The 17,135-nt window shown below is 65.1% G+C and carries 13 protein-coding genes; 8 read left to right on the top strand and 5 right to left on the bottom strand.

The annotated features are described in order from the left end of the window. Positions 1–63: 63 nt before the first annotated feature. Positions 64–831: a FadR/GntR family transcriptional regulator gene (locus tag A0U87_RS25520; RefSeq protein ID WP_010338088.1), complete on the bottom strand. Its 768-nt coding sequence runs from the start codon at positions 829–831 to the stop codon at positions 64–66. Positions 832–1,062: 231 nt separating this feature from the next. Between A0U87_RS25520 and araD1 the strand changes: the two genes are divergently transcribed. From araD1 to A0U87_RS25560, 8 genes are all read left to right on the top strand, one after another. After that, positions 1,063–2,055, top strand: a complete 993-nt coding sequence (gene araD1, locus A0U87_RS25525) for an AraD1 family protein (protein ID WP_137406122.1) — start codon at positions 1,063–1,065, stop codon at positions 2,053–2,055. 4 nt (positions 2,056–2,059) lie between these two features. Further along, on the top strand, positions 2,060–2,986 hold the full coding sequence (locus A0U87_RS25530) for a Gfo/Idh/MocA family oxidoreductase (protein WP_048937404.1): 927 nt from the start codon (positions 2,060–2,062) through the stop codon (positions 2,984–2,986). A 19-nt stretch (positions 2,987–3,005) separates the two neighbouring features. Further along, complete coding sequence (locus A0U87_RS25535) at positions 3,006–4,571, top strand: alpha-L-arabinofuranosidase C-terminal domain-containing protein (RefSeq protein ID WP_048937405.1); 1,566 nt, start codon at positions 3,006–3,008, stop codon at positions 4,569–4,571. Positions 4,572–4,653: 82 nt separating this feature from the next. Further along, the gene (locus A0U87_RS25540; protein WP_048937406.1) at positions 4,654–5,682 is read left to right on the top strand and encodes an arabinan endo-1,5-alpha-L-arabinosidase; all 1,029 of its coding nucleotides are present in this window, start codon (positions 4,654–4,656) and stop codon (positions 5,680–5,682) included. Positions 5,683–5,734: 52 nt separating this feature from the next. Continuing rightward, positions 5,735–7,168: a glycoside hydrolase family 43 protein gene (locus tag A0U87_RS25545; RefSeq protein WP_048937407.1), complete on the top strand. Its 1,434-nt coding sequence runs from the start codon at positions 5,735–5,737 to the stop codon at positions 7,166–7,168. A gap of 259 nt (positions 7,169–7,427) precedes the next feature. Beyond that, the gene (locus A0U87_RS25550) at positions 7,428–10,256 is read left to right on the top strand and encodes a TonB-dependent receptor (RefSeq protein ID WP_010338082.1); all 2,829 of its coding nucleotides are present in this window, start codon (positions 7,428–7,430) and stop codon (positions 10,254–10,256) included. Between the two features lie 121 nt (positions 10,257–10,377). Beyond that, positions 10,378–12,408 (top strand): discoidin domain-containing protein, encoded by a 2,031-nt coding sequence (locus A0U87_RS25555; RefSeq protein WP_048937408.1) that lies wholly within the window; start codon positions 10,378–10,380, stop codon positions 12,406–12,408. 117 nt (positions 12,409–12,525) lie between these two features. Next, positions 12,526–14,550 (top strand): trifolitoxin synthesis, TfuA, encoded by a 2,025-nt coding sequence (locus A0U87_RS25560; RefSeq protein WP_122928353.1) that lies wholly within the window; start codon positions 12,526–12,528, stop codon positions 14,548–14,550. Here A0U87_RS25560 and A0U87_RS25565 read toward each other — a convergent pair. The 4 genes from A0U87_RS25565 to A0U87_RS25580 all read right to left on the bottom strand — a co-directional run bounded on the left by A0U87_RS25565 (position 14,537) and on the right by A0U87_RS25580 (position 17,109). After that, on the bottom strand, positions 14,537–15,229 hold the full coding sequence (locus A0U87_RS25565) for a TfuA-like protein (RefSeq protein ID WP_048937409.1): 693 nt from the start codon (positions 15,227–15,229) through the stop codon (positions 14,537–14,539). The two genes, A0U87_RS25560 and A0U87_RS25565, sit on opposite strands and share 14 nt — an antisense overlap. Then, positions 15,226–16,404 (bottom strand): YcaO-like family protein, encoded by a 1,179-nt coding sequence (locus A0U87_RS25570; protein WP_048937410.1) that lies wholly within the window; start codon positions 16,402–16,404, stop codon positions 15,226–15,228. The genes A0U87_RS25565 and A0U87_RS25570 overlap by 4 nt, the downstream gene beginning before the upstream one ends. A 14-nt stretch (positions 16,405–16,418) precedes the next feature. Next, the gene (locus A0U87_RS25575; RefSeq protein ID WP_048937411.1) at positions 16,419–16,688 is read right to left on the bottom strand and encodes a hypothetical protein; all 270 of its coding nucleotides are present in this window, start codon (positions 16,686–16,688) and stop codon (positions 16,419–16,421) included. A gap of 106 nt (positions 16,689–16,794) precedes the next feature. Continuing rightward, positions 16,795–17,109 carry a hypothetical protein gene (locus A0U87_RS25580; protein ID WP_004208507.1) on the bottom strand — a complete coding sequence of 105 codons (315 nt, stop codon included), beginning with the start codon at positions 17,107–17,109 and terminating at the stop codon, positions 16,795–16,797. Between the last annotated feature and the right edge of the window lie 26 nt (positions 17,110–17,135).

Here is a 17,135-nt window from a genome sequence, read left to right on the forward strand (position 1 = left end):
GTGGATCGCCACCCCGGCCTTTTCTGTTTGGGTTGTTTTGCTAGGCGCCTACGGCGCCTCCCCTCAGCGCCCCATCGTGCTCGCCGTATCCTCCAGCGCCAGGTCGACCAGCACACCCATCGCCTCGGCCGCCGCGACCGGATCGCCCGCCGCGATCGCGTCATAGACGCGGACATGGTCGGGAATCGGGTTGCGCGGCAGGGCGCGGGCGCGCTGCTTGAACTGGGTGGTCCAGTTGACCGCCGCGCCGATGCTGGCAGTCAGCGTCAGCAAGGCATCATTGCGCGTCGCGTTCAGGATCGCATTGTGGAAATCGCGGTCGGCCGCGCGCCCTGCCTCGGTCGCCAGCGTATGGCGGCGCATCGCGGTCAGCGCATCCTTCATGATGCGCAGATCCTCCTTGTCGCGCCGCATCGCCGCCAGCCGCGCTGCTGCCGGCTCGACGATGGCGCGCAGCTCGAACAGGTCGCGCACGAACTGGATGTCGGGTTCGCCGGCAAAGGCCCAGGCCAGCACTTCAGGGTCCAGCAGGTTCCAGCGATTGCGCGGCAGCACGCGGGTGCCCGCCTTGGGCCGGCTTTCGACCAGCCCCTTGGCGGTCAGCACCTGGATCGCCTCGCGATAGGCGCTGCGCGATACTTCCAGTTCCTCGGCAAAGGCGACTTCGCCCGACAGCGTGTCGCCGGGCTGATATTGGCCGGACAAGATCGCCATGCCCAGCTTGTGCGCGATCGCGCCATGCAGCCGGCGACCGGGGCCGCGCGTCGGCTTGGCCGCCCCTCCGCCATTGTCCGCCCCTGCCCCATTTCCGGGCGGCTTCCCCTGTTCCATTCACGCTCCTCTCGGCCTGCCCCTCATCAGGCATGGCTCTTCTTAAAAGACAATCATTGCCATTACCATCTTCCTGTAATATGTCGGAGTAATTAAGGGATGGAAAGGGAAAAGGCGGCCGCCATTCGGCTGATTGCCCGACCTTTCCAGGCAGCGCGCCAGCTTGGCGCAAAGCGGGATTGTCTAGCCAATACCAGCGCCATGGATCGGCGCGCGGGAGGAGAGTTTTTCATGACATTGCGTCTGTTGCAGCACCGCGCCGAAAACGGCGTCCGGTCCGTGATCGCGGCCGAAGGTGAAACCGCCCATTTCGTTCCCGGTTTCGACAGCATCCGCGCGCTCGCGCTGCATGCCATCGACCGCAAGATCAGCCTGGCCGAAGCGGTCGCCGCCGCGGGCAAGGGTGATGCTGTCAACATCGGTGTCGCTTTCGAGGCCGGCGAACTGCTCGCCCCGATCGACCATGAGGATGGCGCCCATATCCAGCTGACCGGCACCGGCCTCACCCATCTCGGCTCGGCCGAGGGTCGCGACAAGATGCACCGCGAAGCGGCCGCCGTCGAAAAGCAGACCGATTCGATGCGCATGTTCCTGGAAGGGCTGGAGGGCGGCAAGCCCGCCGCTGGCCAGACCGGCCAGCAGCCCGAATGGTTCTACAAGGGTGACGGCTCGCAGCTCGTCGGCCCGACCGACCCGCTCACCATGCCAGCCTTTGCCAAGGATGGCGGCGAGGAACCGGAAATCGCCGGCATCTACATCATCGGCCCCGACGGCATGCCCTATCGCCTCGGCCTCGCGCTCGCCAACGAGTTCAGCGACCATGTGACCGAGCGCCACAATTATCTGTGGCTCGCCCACTCCAAGCTGCGCCAGGCTTCGCTTGGCCCGGAACTGCTGGCCGGCACCCCGCCCGAACATATCGAGGGTACCAGCCGCATCCTGCGCGACGGCCAGACCATCTGGGAAAAGCCGTTCCTGTCGGGCGAAGGCAATATGTCGCACAGCTTCGCCAACCTGGAACATCATCATTTCAAATATGACCTGTTCCGCCGCCCCGGCGACGTCCATGTCCATTTCTTCGGCACCGCCACCCTGTCCTTCAGCGACGGCGTGCAGACGCAGGAAGGTGATGTGTTCGAAATCATCGCCGCGCCGTTCACCCTGCCGGTGCGCAATGCGCTCAAGCGTGCCGAACCTGTCGAAGTGACCGTACAGGCGCTCTGAAGCGATGGACCCGATCCGCATCGCGATCATCGGCATCGGCAAGATTGCACGCGACCAGCATGTCCCCGCCATCCGTGGGAACAGCGCATTCAGTCTTGCCGCGACGGTCAGCCCGCATGACGCCGGGCTGGACGACGTGCCGCACCATGCCAGCCTGGACGAATTGCTGGAACAGGGTCCGGCCGTCGATGCGGTCGCGCTCTGCACCCCGCCCCAGGTCCGTTACGACCTGGCGGCGCAGGCCCTGGCCAAGGGCATCCATGTCTTCCTGGAAAAGCCGCCCGGCGCGACCCTGGCTGAAGTGGCCGCGCTCAGCGCCCGTGCCGACAAGGTCGGGGCCAGCCTGTTCGCGGCCTGGCATTCGCGCTTTGCCGCCGGCGTCGCCCCGGCCCGCGCCTGGCTTGCCGAACGGCGGATCGACAAGGTGTCGATCATCTGGCGTGAAGATGTCCGCGTCTGGCATCCGGGCCAGGCCTGGATCTGGCAGCCCGGCGGCCTGGGCGTGTTCGACCCCGGCATCAACGCCCTGTCGATCGCGACCCATATCCTGCCGCGCCCCTTCTTCCTGAAGGACGCGACCCTGGTGCTGCCGGAAAACCGCGCAGCGCCGATCGCCGCCGACATCCTGTTCCGCGACACCGCCGGCGCCGAAATCCACATGGATCTCGACTGGCGCCAGACCGGCCCGCAAAGCTGGGACATCATCGTCGAAACCGATGCCGGCCCCTTGAAGCTCAGCCATGGCGGCGCCGTGCTGTCGCTGCCCAGCGGCACCGAACATGGCGAGGATATCGAATATGCCGGCCTCTACAGCCGCTTCGCCACATTGATCCGCGGTGGCCGCAGCGATGTCGACACCGACCCGCTGCGCCTGGTCGCCGACGCCTTCCTGCGCGGCAAGCGGGAAACCACCGACGCATTTCACGACTGACATTCGAGAGGAGAGAGGAATGTTGAAAGCCCTGCGCCGTACCACGGCCGCGCTGCTGCTGTGCGCCACCGCGCTCGCCCCGGCCGCGCACGCCCAGACCGGCGGCAAGCCGACCACGGCGACGATCCATGCCGACCAGCCCGGCGCCGTCTATGACAAGCGCGTCTTCACCCAGTTTGCCGAGCATCTGGGCAATGGCATCTATGGCGGCCTGTGGGTCGGCAACGACAAGTCCATCCCCAACACCAACGGCTTCCGCAACGACGTCGTCGCCGCACTGCGCAACCTGTCGGTGCCGGTGATCCGCTGGCCCGGCGGCTGCTTCGCCGACGAATATCACTGGCGTGAGGGCATCGGCCCCAAGAAGGACCGCCCGGTCAAGGTCAACACCCATTGGGGCGGCGTGACCGAACCCAACACCGTCGGCACGCACGAATTTTTCGAGCTGCTGCGCCAGGTCGGCGCCGAAGCCTATATCGCCGGCAATGTCGGCAATGGCACGCCGCAGGAAATGGCCGAATGGGTCGAATATATGACCGCGCCCGCCGGCAGCCTTGCCGAACTGCGCGCCAAGAACGGCCATAAGGAACCCTGGGCCGTTCCCTATTTCGGCATCGGCAACGAGCTGTGGGGTTGCGGTGGCAACATGCGCCCCGAATTCGCCGCCGACGAAACCCGTCGTTACGCCACGTTCGTCAAGGCGCCCGCCGGCACCAAGATCATGAAGGTCGCCGCCGGCGCCAATGTCGACGACTATAACTGGACCGAAACCATGATGCGCGTCGCGGGCGACAAGCTCGATGGCGTCTCGCTCCATTATTATGTCCACCCCGCCGGTGGCTGGCCGCCGCGCGCACCCGCCGTCGATTTCGACGAAAATGGCTGGGCCGACGCACTCAACGGCGCGATGCACATGGACGAGCTGATCACCAAGCACAGCGCGATCATGGACAAGTACGATCCCAAGAAGCGCGTCTTCCTGGCGGTCGACGAATGGGGCAGCTGGTATGCCCAGGATCCGGGCACGCATCCCGGCTTCCTGCGCCAGCAGAATACGCTGCGCGACGCGCTGATCGCCTCGATCCATCTCGACATCTTCGCCAAGCATGCCGACCGCGTCCGCATGACCGCGATCGCGCAGATGGTGAACGTGCTGCAGGCGATGATCCTGACCGACGGCAAGAAGATGGTGCTGACGCCCACCTATCATGTCTTCGAGATGTACAAGCCCTGGCAGGACGCCACCGTGCTGCCGATCGACATCCAGTCGCCCTGGTATGCGAAGGATCAGTACACGATGCCGGCGGTCAGCGGCTCGGCGGTCAAGGGCAAGGACGGCAAGGTCCATGTCGGCCTGTCGAACCTCGACCCGAACCAGACCAACACCGTCACCGTGAAGCTCGATGGCCTGAGCGCCAGCGGCGTCACCGGTCGTATCCTGACGGCGTCGGCGATCAATTCGCACAACACGTTCGACGCGCCCGAAACCGTCAAGCCCGTCGCCTTCACCGGCGCACAGGTCAGCGGCGGCACGCTGACCGTCGCGCTGCCGCCCAAGTCGGTGGTCGTGCTCGAACTGCAATAAGGCTTTTCGCCAACTGGGTGGGCGGCTCTTCGGGGCTGCCCGCCCATTTTTCGTTTTCGATAATTTGGGGAGAGGCCGGCAGATGCGGCAGACCATCATCACCTTGGCAAGCCTTGCCCTGCTGGCCGGCAGCGCGATCGCGCAGGCACCGACTGCGCCGACCGCCACCACGCTCAACGACCGGCTGACCGGCGACCTCGTCCCCACCCATGATCCGGTCATCATCCGCGAAGGCGGCACCTATCATGTCTTCAGCACCGGCCATGGCGACCGGCTGATCGAGACGCGGACCTCGCCCGACCTTGTCCACTGGACCGCCGGCAAGCCCGTCTTCACCGCCCTGCCCGACTGGGCCAAGCAGGCGATCCCCGGCAGCAACGGCATGTGGGCGCCCGACATTTCCTATGTGAACGGCCGCTATCGCCTCTATTATTCGGTTTCGACCTTCGGTTCGAACCGCTCGGCCATCGGCCTTGCCACCAGCCCGACACTCGACCCCAAGGCGAAGAATTTCGGCTGGCGCGACGAGGGGCTGGTCGTCATGTCGACCAGGGAGGATGATTATAACGCGATCGATCCCAATTTCATCATCGACCGCGATGGCCGCCACTGGCTGAGCCTCGGCAGCTTCTGGACCGGTATCAAGCTGTTCGAGCTGGATCCCAGGACCGGCAAGCCCAAGGATCCCAAGGCCAAGCCCTATTCGATCGCGCGTCGCCCGGCCCCCGCCGGCGGCCCGGCGCCGGTGGAAGCGCCCTTCATCGTCGATCATGGCGGCTATTATTGGCTGATGGTCAGCTATGACTATTGCTGCAAGGGCGTGAACAGCACCTATTACACCGTGATGGGCCGCTCCAAGGACATCACCGGTCCCTATCTAGGCAAGGACGGCAGCCCGCTGATGGAAGGCGGCGGCAGCATCTTCCTGCGCGCCGACCTGCAGGAACAGCAGCGCTTCCGCGGCCCCGGCCATGCCGGCTGGCTGCATGATCGCGATGGCAAGGACTATGTCGTCTACCATGCCTATGACAAACAGGCGAACGGCGCCCCGACCCTGCGCATTGCGCCGGTGCGCTGGGGGGCTGACGGCTGGCCCGTTGCCGATTATTGATCCAATTGTCTGACTATCGCCGCGTCCCGCCGCGGCATCAGGAGAGAGAAGAATGAATTTCGCCCTGTCCCGCCGTGGCTTCCTTGCCAGCACTGCCGCCTTGTCGGCCGCGCCGATCGCCGCGCGCGCCGGTGCCGCCGCTCCGGCCGTTGCCGCCCCGGTTCCGGTCAATCCGCTGGTCAAGCAGCGCGCCGACGCGCAGGTCTTCCTGCATGATGACGGCTATTATTACATGACCGGATCGGTGCCCGAATATGACCGTCTGGTGCTGCGCCGCTCCAAGACGCTGGCCGGCCTTGCCACCGCCGAGGAGGCGGTGCTGTGGCGCCATGAGGCAAGCGGCCCGCGCTCCGGCTTCATCTGGGCGCCCGAACTCCACCAGATCGACGGCAAATGGTACATGTATTTCGCCGCCGGCCCGAGCGGCGGCGGCGACGACGTGTTCCGCATCCGCACCTATGCCGTGGTATGCGACGGCGCCGATCCGATGACCGGCAAATGGAGCGTACTGGGCGAATTCCAGGCCCCCTGGGACAGTTTCAACCTCGATTCCACCAGCTTCGTCCACAAGGGCGTGCGCTATTTCGCCTGGGCCCAGAAGGAACCGGGCATCAACACCAACAGCAACCTTTACATCGCCAAGCTGGAATCGCCACTGAATCTGGCCGGCAAGGCGACCCGCCTGACCGTGCCCACGCTCGACTGGGAAGTGCGCGGCTACAAGGTGGCCGAAGCCCCCGCCGTCCTGCATCGCAATGGTCGCCTGTTCATGACCTATTCGGCCAGCGCCACCGACGCGCGCTATTGCCTGGGCATGCTGACCGCCGACGAGAATGCCGACCTGCTCGATCCTAAGAGCTGGACCAAGTCGCCCCAGCCGGTGTTCAAGACCTGCACCGAAACCAGCGTCTATGGCCCCGGCCACAACAGCTTCACCGTGGACGAGAAGGGCCGCGACATCCTCGTCTATCATGGCCGCGACTATGAGGCGATCCAGGGCGACCCGCTGTTCAACCCGGACCGCCACACCCGCGTCCAGCGCCTCTATTTCCAGGCCGACGGCACCCCGGACTTCGGCGTGCCCGTGGGCAATGGCGCGATGCCGGAACGGTTCGTCTCGGCTGCCGATCCCAAGGCGCTGCTGGCCCATCAGGGCACGGAGCTGATCGCGGGCAATCCCGCGCTCGCCCAGACCCAGTTCCGCCAGTCGCCCGGCCGCGCCGGCGCGAAGAGCGTGATGCTCTCCCCCATCCTGCTGCCCGATCATTATCTGGTCGCGGCCAAGGACGGCACGGTCAGCCTGATGAAGGATGATCGCAGCGCCGATTTCGCGCTGCGCAGCCAGTTCGTCCGGTTCGAGGATGCGGCCCAGGGTACGGTCCGCTTCGCGACCATCGCCGTCGCCGGCAAGCATCTCGCCGCAATCGACGGGCGCATCGGCCTCGCGCGCAGCAAGGACCCGCGCACGCAATGGTACGCCGACTGAACGCGACTCGCCGAGTCTGACAAATAGGGCCATGGGCTCGCGCCGCCAAAAGCCGCGCAAGCCCATGGCCTTTCGGCCTTTTATGGCCTGAAACGCCCGAAAAACCGGGCCAGAATCGCTGCGGCAAATTTGCAACATGGGTGCCACGTAGCGCAACCCCGACCCAATATTTCACTTGCGCTTCTCAGCATGTGGAAATAATTAGTCCGAGTAATTCGTGGGCATGGCAACGGGCCAGCCCCTTGGGGAGGACTTGAAAATGGCTATCCGGCCGATCGCACTCTGTTCTGCGTCGCTTGTCGCGCTGACCCTGTCGGGCGCCGCCTTCGCGCAGACCGACGCCGCTCCGCAGACCGTTACTCAGGAAGCACCGACCGAAGATATCGTCGTCACCGGCGTGCGCGCGTCGATCGTCGGCGCCCTGAACGTCCGCAAGGAATCGACCCAGATCGTCGATTCGATCGTGTCCGAAGACGTCGGCAAATTGCCTGACAATAATGTCGTCGAAGCGCTTCAGCGCGTAACCGGCATCCAGGTTACCGACCGCGCCGGCGGCGAAGCGGCGACCATCACCATTCGCGGCCTGACCGACCCGTTGACCACCCTTAACGGCCGCAACATCTTCACTGCCGCCGGCACGTCCTTCGCCCTGCAAGACATCTCGGCCAACCTCGTGAAGCAGGTCGATGTCTACAAGACGCGTTCGGCCGACCAGCTCGAAACCGGCCTTGCCGGCCAGATCGACGTCCAGACCCGTCGCCCGCTCGACTTCGATGGCTTCACCATTTCCGGCCTGGCGCGCGGCGTCTATTCGGAGCTGGCGGACAAGTTCAATCCGAACGTCGCTCTGCTGGTCAGCGATCGCTGGGAAACCGGCATCGGCGACATCGGCTTCCTGATCAACGGCAGCTACACCCGTGCCCATTATCGTAACCAGAATCTCCAGGCCGGCGCCATGGTGCCCTTCGCCACCGAGAATCCGCCCGAAGGTTCGGGCCTGACCCCGCTGCAGCGTATCTTCCCTGGCGCGACCAACGAGAACTGGACGCCGGGCCTCGACGCCGGCCTGCCGACCGCACCGGGTTCGACACTCAACATCAACGGCGTCGAAACGCCCTATTATCTCTCGCGTGACGCCGTCATCGCCTCCGACCTCTACGGCAAGCGCGAGCGTCCGTCGGTCAACGCTGCGCTCCAGTGGGCGCCCAATGACAGTTCGGTTTACACCGCCGAGGTGTTCTACACCGGCTTCCGTGGGGAAACCTTCAACAGCCTGCACTTCAGCTTTGCCGACTGGTGGGGCAACCTGCCCGCCGACGTGGCCAACAGCTTTGAACTCTATGATGGCACCAACATCATCAAGTCGCGCCAGATGGGCGCGGTCGCCGGCTTCAACAGCGGCGACATGGCGACCAACAAGACAGACAGCTATGTCTATGCGCTGAACGCCAAGTGGGACGTGGGTGAGCGCGGCAAGATCGTCGCCGACATCGCCTATCAGGACAGCAAGAACGAAACCTCCTTCTTCGCTATCCGTACCGATCGCGGCCCGCTCGACATCGACGTCGATTTCAACGCCGGTGGCGGCCTGCCTGCCTACAGCTTCGCCAATCAGGGCGTGCTGACCGATGCAAGCCAGTGGACCGTCGGCAACCTGTTCGACAGCGGCACCAAGAACACCGGCAGCGCCCTGACCATGATGCTGGACGGCGAATATAAGTGGGATGAAGGCTTCCTGCGTCGCATCAAGGCCGGCTTCCGCTTCGATGATCGCAATGCCGATTCCTACGTCCGCGATCAGGGCGCCGGCGGCCTGCCGGGCATGACACTGGCGGCCTTCAGCCAGGGCACTCCCTTCACCAACAGCGGCTTCTTCGACGGACGCGCCGACATCCCGACCAGCTGGGTGCTGGCTGACCCGCGCAGCATGGACAAGGATGCTGTCCGCAGCCTCTATCGTTCCGTAGCCCCCGGCCTGTTGCTGTCGGACGAAATGACTTTCGGCCATGTGTTCGGCATCAACGAAACCAATCTGGCCGCCTATGTCATGGCTGATGGTGAAGTCGAAATCTTCGGTCGCCCGCTGCAGCTTCAGGCTGGCGTGCGCTTCGTTGCGATCGACACGCTGTACGACTATTTCGACCGCGGCAATAATTTCGCGCGCACCACCGTGTCGACCGGTTCGGAAAAGTTCCTGCCGTCCTTCACCGCGCGCTATAATCTGACCGACAATCTGCGCATCCGCTTCAACTATGGCGAAACGCTGCGCCGTCCGGCCTTTGGCGATCTCAACCCCAATCTGGCGCTGACGGGCGATCTCTCCCGCATCGGCTTTGGCTCGGGTTCGTCGGGCAACGCCAATCTGCGTGCGACCCATTCGAAGAATATGGACCTTGCGATCGAATGGTATTTCGAACGCAACAGCGCCATCTATGCGACCGCTTTCCGTCGCAAGATCGACGGTCTGGTTGTGCCGCTGACCGTGCGTGAGTTCATCCCGAACAACTATCTGCCGCGCAACGAAACCTATACCGAATATTTCAACATCACCCGGCCTGAAAACGCCTCGAACGGCACGCTCAAGGGTGTGGAACTGGGTCTCACCTACTTCCCGTCCTATCTGCCGTCGATCCTCGATGGCCTGGGCTTCACCGGCAGCGCGACGATCCTGGATTCCGAACAGACGATCCCGGTCGTCAACAATGAAGGTGAGATCACCGGCACCGCCAAGTCGGCCTTCTTCGGCGTGTCGAAGCTGTCCTATAACGCCACGCTGGCCTATGACAGCGGCCCGGTCGGTGCCCGCCTGTCCTACATCTGGCGCAAGGGCTTCCTGAACAACAATGAAGGCCGCTCCTTCGCCAACCCGATCGGCATGTGGCGCGCGCCCGAAAAGAGCCTGGACTTCCAGCTGACCTGGAACGTCAATGACGATATCGGCGTCACTTTCGACGCGGTGAACATCACCAAGGCGAAGCAGCAGAACTATTACAAGTTCGGCGATGTCGGCAATCCGACGGAGTTCAACTCCAGCACGCTGCTGATTGATCGGACCTTCGCTCTGGGTGTTCGCTTCAAGTTTGACTGAGTGCCCGATGGGGCGTGGCGTCTCCTCGCTGCGCCCCATTTTCATGGCGGTCGTTCCGGGAACCCTCTCCAACTCCCCGGAACGGCCGCCATATTTGTTTCAGGATACAGGGAGACGGACGATGCGCGCGATGAGGATGCTTCTGCTGGCAGGGGCTGCCATGATCGGCATGGGCGCCGCCTCTCCCCCTCCCCGCTCCGCCGGCCTCGATACCCATGCGATCGCGGTGCAGCGCTTCGGCAATGACGCGCCCTGGTATCAGGATCGCATCCCCTTCTTCGAATCCGCCGACCCCAAGATCGACGCCGTCTATTATTATCGCTGGCAGCTCTATCGCGGGCATCAGCGCGACCTGGGCGAAGAAGGGTATATCACCACCGAATTTTTCGACGATGTCGACTGGCAGCGCCATCCCTATGCCAGCCTCAACGACGCGACCGGCTTTCATCTGGCCGAAGGGCGCTGGCTGAACGACCGGCGCTTTGCCGACGACTATATCCGCTTCATGTATCGCGGCGGCAATGACCGCCACTTCACCGACTATATGGCGGACTCGGTCTGGGGCCGTTACCTGATCGATGGCGACAAGGCGGGCGTGCTCGAACATCTGCCGGTGATGCGCCATATCTACCGCCTGTGGGACGAGAAGTTCGACTTCGACAAGGGGCTCTATTTCGTCGAGCCGCTGCTCGACGCGACCGAATATACCGTCTCCTCGATCGACGCTTCGGGCGGCAAGGACGGCTTCCGCGGTGGCGACGCCTTCCGCCCCTCGGTCAACAGCTACATGTATGCCAATGCCCGCGCGCTGGCGAAGATGGCGACCATGGCCGGCGACACCGCCATGGCGCAGGAATATGAGGCGCGGGCACAGGCGCTGAAGGACCATGTCCTTGCCGACCTGTGGAGCGAGAAGCTCGACCATTTCATCGACCGGCACGAGAGCCGCAAGAATCCGCACGTCAAATATTGGGATCCGATCCGCAATCGCGAACTGGTCGGCTACCTCCCCTGGATGTTCGACCTGGTCCCGGACGACGCCAAATATGCCGGCGCCTGGGCGCATCTGCTCGACCCCGCCTCGCTCGCCGGCAAGGCGGGCATGCGCACGGTCGAAGCGAATTACGAATATTATATGCGGCAATATCGCTATCTGGGCGATGCACCGGAATGCCAGTGGAACGGCCCGATCTGGCCCTATCAGACGACCCAGGTGCTGATCGCCATGGCCAATCTGCTCGATCATCATGCCCAGCAGGGCCCGGTGACCCGCAGCGACTATATGCGCCTGCTGCGCCAATATACCGCGCTCCATTATCAGGGGAACCGGCTCGATCTGGAGGAGGATTATCATCCCGAAACCGGCAAGCCGATCGTCGGCCTCGATCGCAGCCATCATTATTTCCATTCGGGCTATAATGACCTGATCCTGGGCGGTCTGGTCGGCATCCGCCCCCGCGTCGACGACGTGCTGGAGGTGAACCCGCTGCTGCCCGACGCCGGCGATCCGCAGGCGCTGGCCTGGTTCCGGGCGCAGGACGTGCCCTATCATGGCCATCGCATCGCCGTGACCTGGGACGCGGACGGCAGCCATTATGGCCGGGGCAAGGGCCTGTCGGTCGAGGTCGACGGCAAGGAAGTCGCCCGGCGCGAGACATTGGGCCGGATCGAGCTGCCGGTGGCGCGCGTCGCCAATGCGCCGGTCGCCCGGCCGATCAACCGCGCCGTGCAACTGGTGCGCGGCCAGTTCCCGATCGGCAGCGCATCCAGCAACACCGACCCCGAAAATGTCCATGACGCGATCGACGGCCGCACCTGGTTCTTCCCCGAACTGCCCAATGGCTGGTCCTCCGCGCCCGGAGAGGCCAACCAATGGTATGCCATCGACCTGGGCAAACCGGTGTCCATCGGCCGCGCCGAACTCGCCTTCTTCGCCGACGGCAAGCAGTTTGCCGTGCCGCAATCCTATCGCCTGCAGGCCATGGTCGATGGCCAATGGCGCGATGTCGCGACGCCCAAGGGCGCGCCGCTCGCCAATGGCGTGACCGACCTGCGCTTTGCCGGCCGCGCCGCGCGCCAGTGGCGGGTGCTGATGCGCCAGCCCCAGGGCAAGGCGATCCGGCTGGCGGAGATCAAGCTGTTCGACCGCTGAATTGGCTATGGCCCTCGATCGTGACGCAGCCTAAACGGACCGTCGCCCTGTTCAGCAAGCTGTGTTAGGGCGGATCGATCGGCGGCCCGGCACTGCAGGCCGCCAGCAATAAAGGGCATGATGGTGACAGCGGCTGGCGAGCTTCGGTTTCGCTTTCGATTGCTCGGCGATTTCCGCCTGATCGACGAGGCGGACGGACGCGACCATAGCCCGCGCAGCCGCAAGGCCTGTGCCCTGCTTGCCCATCTTGCGCTGGAGCCCGATCGCCGCGCCAGCCGCGACCGGCTGGTCGGCCTGTTGTGGAGCGACCGGGGCGAGGTGCAGGCCCGCGCCAGCCTGCGCCAGGCACTGACCGACCTGCGTGCGCATCCGGCCGCCCCGCTCATCCAAATCGAACGGCGTGACCTGCATCTGGCAGAGGGTGGCTTTTCCAGCGACCTGGGCGAGATACTGGCCTGCGCCGCCGCCAACGACCTGAACGGACTGGCCCGTATCCTGGATGGCGCGGGTAGCGCGATACTGGACGGGCTGGAGGGACTGGATCGCAGCTTCGACGACTGGCTGATGATCGAACGGCAACGCTGGCGCGAGCGCATCGTCCAGGATGTGCTGCACGCTGTCGAGCGCAATGGCCAGGACGATCTGCTCGACCTGCGCCGGGCGATCCTGACCCAGTTGCAGCGGCTCGACACCGGCGATGAACGGATCGCCCGGCTCGGCATGGCGCTCGACCAGAAGGCCGGCGACCATGTCGCGCTCCACCGCCGCTACCGCCAGTTGGAGACCGGGCTGCAACGCGATCTGGATGCCCGCGTGTCGCCCGACACCGAAAGACTGCTGCGCGAACTGACGACGGTCGGATCGGTCATCGCTCCCGCCCCGCGCGCGACCGCCGCGCCCGCTGTCGCCACAATCCCGCAGGCCAATGTCGAGCCGCCGATCCTGGTGATCGCCCCTTTCAGGCTGATCGGCGATAGCGGCCCGGACGGCGCCCTGCTCACCAGCATTTGCCATGACGATCTGCAGACCGCCCTGGGTGGCATGCGCGACCTGCGCATCCTGTCAGTCGACGCGCCATCGGCCGAGCGGATGAAGGCGGCCGCCCCCGCCTCGATCGCCAGCTATGCGCTGGACGGGTCGGTCCGCGCTGATGGCGACGGCTGGCGCATCAATCTGCGCATGACGCGGATCGACAGCGGCTTCCTGGTCTGGACGCGCCAGTTGACCGTGCGCCAGGGCGAATTGCTCGCCGCGATCGACGATCTGGTCGCCCGGATCGCTGGCGCCATCCTGCCGGTGGTCGAACGCGATGTCGGCAAGCTGATGGAAGGACGTGTGCCCAGCGGGTCGGACGCCTATCCGCTCTATTTCACCGCCCGCGCCAAGATATTGGCCGCCGCCAACCTGGCCGAGGTGCAGGAAGGCGCCGACCTGCTGGAACGCGCGATCCTGCTGGAGCCGCGCCTGACCAACGCCTATCTGCAACTGGCGCGCCTCTACAACACCGATTTCATGCAGTTGATGGCGGGCCATGATGCCGCGCCGCTGCGCGCCCGCGCCTTCGACCTCTGCACCCGCGCGGTCGCGCTGGAACCCACCCATGGCGGCGTGCAGTCGCGCCTCGCCTGGTGCTATTTGCGGCGCGGCGACATGAAGCAGGCGATGCAGGGCTTCATGACCGCGCTCGACCTGACGCCCTTTCACGCCGACGGCATCAACGAGATCGGCTTCGGCCTCGTCCATCTGGGCGAGATGAAGGAAGCGCAGCGCCTGATCGCCCGCGCCTTCGAACTGAACCCCTTTCCGTCGGACGAATATTTTTCCGATCTGGCCGTGCTCTACGCCCTGTCGGGCGAGCATGAGGCAGCGGAAACCCAGTTCGAGATCGGCCGCAATCGATCGATCCATTATCTGGCGGTGCGGGGCGCCAATCTGGGCATGCTGGGCGGCGCGAAGCAGGCCGCCCCGGTGATCGACGAACTGCGCCAGCGTTTCGCCAGCCTGTGGCAAGGCGATGCTCCAGCCCGCGACGCCGATCTGGTCGACACCATGATCCAGTTCCTGCCGCTGCAGGGGCCGGCCGAACGCAGCCTGTTCCTAACCGGGCTGGAACAGGCCGGATTGCGCATCACGCCGCGCTGATCTCCGCGCGCAGGCTGCGCAGGAAGAAGCTTTGCGGCGGCGGCGCGACATGCGGCACGGCCACCGGGCCAGCAATCGTCCACAGCAACAGCTCCGCATCCTTGCGCTTGAGGCTAAGCCCCTGATCGATCGGTGGCAGGTCGCGCCCGGTCGCCTGGCGGAAGGCGTCGCCGATCAGCGCCCAGCTGCGATCGCGGAAATTCATCCGCCGCGCCAGCCGCAGCAGCAGTGCGCGGTCGCCTGCCGCCATCTCCGCCTGCGCGATCGCATGCTCGGCATCGACCAGCGCCAGCGTCATCGCGCGATGTCCCAATTCCGCCGGCGCATGGCTGACCATCACCGCATCGTCCCGCTCGATCTGCCCCGTCCTGTAAGCCTGCGCGATCGCGCCGATGCCCACCATGCCGAACGGCGCCAGTTCCGCCGCGCGCAATGCGCCCAGGCTGGCCGCGCCATAGACGGCGATCCCCTCGGCCATCACCTGGATGATTTCCTTGTGCCAGACCGATGGCGTGGTTTCGAACAGTCCGTCGATCAGGCCGATCGCGGCCGGTCGTTCGATCGCGGCGCGCAGCATGTCGCCGCGCCGCGCCGGCCCGCGCAACTCGACACCATCGGGCAAGGCCATCACGGAACCGCCCAGGCTCGGCCCGGCAAAGACAATCGCATGCAGACTCATGCCGGCTCCATCGCCGCTTGCATCGTGCCTGTGCGCGATGGCCGATCATGATCGCCAAAGGCCGGCACCAGCAGCTTCACCACATCGATGCCGAGGTCGGGCCGGGTCAGGTCATGACAGGCGACCGGCCCTGCCCCCACCATCGCACAGCGATCGAGCAGCCAGGCCAGATCATCCTCCGCCCCGTCATGCGCCACGGAGGGCACCGCCGACCAGGGTCGGGTTGCCGGCGCGAAATCGAGCATCGCCAACAGGAAGCCCTGCCGCTGCTGCCCGGCATCGCGATAGCGCGCCGGATCGATATCGTCGCGCGCACCGGCGATCAGCGCGGCACGGGTCTGCGCCGCCTCGCAAATGGCGCGAGCGAGTGCGACGCCGGCATCGGGATGGCATCCCGCCCCCATTGCCGGCGGCAATTGCACGCTGCGGACGGCACCGCGTTCCGTGATCGCGCAGCCGATCACCGCCGCGCCGATCGGACCGGTCATGTCCCACAAGGATAGCGACAGGCCCGCGCGCCGCACTCGCGCGATCAGGCTGCGGCCCAGCCGGTCGGTCACGCTGTCCAGATCGATCGCGCTCGCCCGGCGCGCGCGCAGTCCCCGTTCCAGCCAGCGGGCATGATCCTCGCGCTCGATCAGTTCGCACAGCGCCGAACAGCGCGCCTCGGCCGGGGTGTTGCCGGATGCCAGCCCATTGCTGTTGGGCCACAGATCGGGTTCGGCCGGCACGGTGAAATCCATCGTCACCAGCCCATGGGGTATCCGCATGGGCCGGCCGCTCAGCAGGTCGATCGCCTCGACCCAGCCGCGTGGTCGTACCGGATCGAAGGAAGCGCCCTGCTTGTCGGCCCGTGCCATCTGGCTCCAGAGCCGGGCTTCGCCGGCATCGGCACAACTGTGGCTGCTGGCGGGACAGGTTTCGGCGTGATGCAGTTCGATCGCTTCCATCAGCGCGGAGACACGCGCGGCATCAGGCGTGGCGCCCTTGCCCTGCGACACCGACAGCGACAGTGACAGGGGACGGACCGCCTGGAATACAGGGATGCCGATGCGGTCGAGGCCGGTCACATCGGCCAGCCGCGTGACGCCCAGCGCACGAGCCGCAGGCGCGATCCGTGCGAGGGTGTCGGCAGGACGGCGGGAGCGATGCGCCCCGCGCCGGAACATCTTCATGGGCGCGATCGGCCTCAGGCGAAGTCGGCCTTGCCCGACCCGATCTCGGCAAAATAGGCGCGGGTGGCGCGCTGCTGCCCCGGCAGGGCGACCGCGTCCAGAACCGGACCATCGGTGAACAGTCCGGCCACGCCAGCGATCGCCGCCTTGGCATCATCGCCGTCATCATCGGCGGCCAGATAATGGACCTGCTCGACAAAGGCATAGCCAACGACCTTGGCCGGATCGGCCGGGTCGGTCAGCTTGATGACATAATTGGCGTCGGAGTCGTAGGATTCAGCCATATATACCCCCATAGTTCGTGACGGATCAAAAGTAGGTTGCGGGACCGTAATGACAAGCAGGGCGAGGACAATAAGGGAAACCCCTATCAACGCCGCACGGAGCATATCAGACATAAGCGAAGGGTTCGACTGAGCGCTTCACATACATGGCCTTGCCGTTCGGGCTGACCGACACGCCCCAATAGCATGCCTCGCCCATCCCCGGTTCGATCGAGATGCGCACATCCTTGCTCGGCAATTCCACCTGCACCGGATCATTGCCGGCCGGCAGGCTGAGTTCCAGCGTGTGGGCGACGCCGATCTTGGCGCGGGTCTTCACATGGTCGAGCCAATGCACCAGCCTATCGCCGATCGAGATACGGACGCTGTCATCCTTGAATCCCTGTTCGAGTGCGATGGTGATTTTGCGAAATTCCGACATTGTTGGTCCCCTTTCGGAATAATGGG

Origin of the sequence: Sphingobium sp. MP9-4, from assembly GCF_005281675.1 — a bacterium.
GTDB lineage: Bacteria > Pseudomonadota > Alphaproteobacteria > Sphingomonadales > Sphingomonadaceae > Sphingobium > Sphingobium yanoikuyae.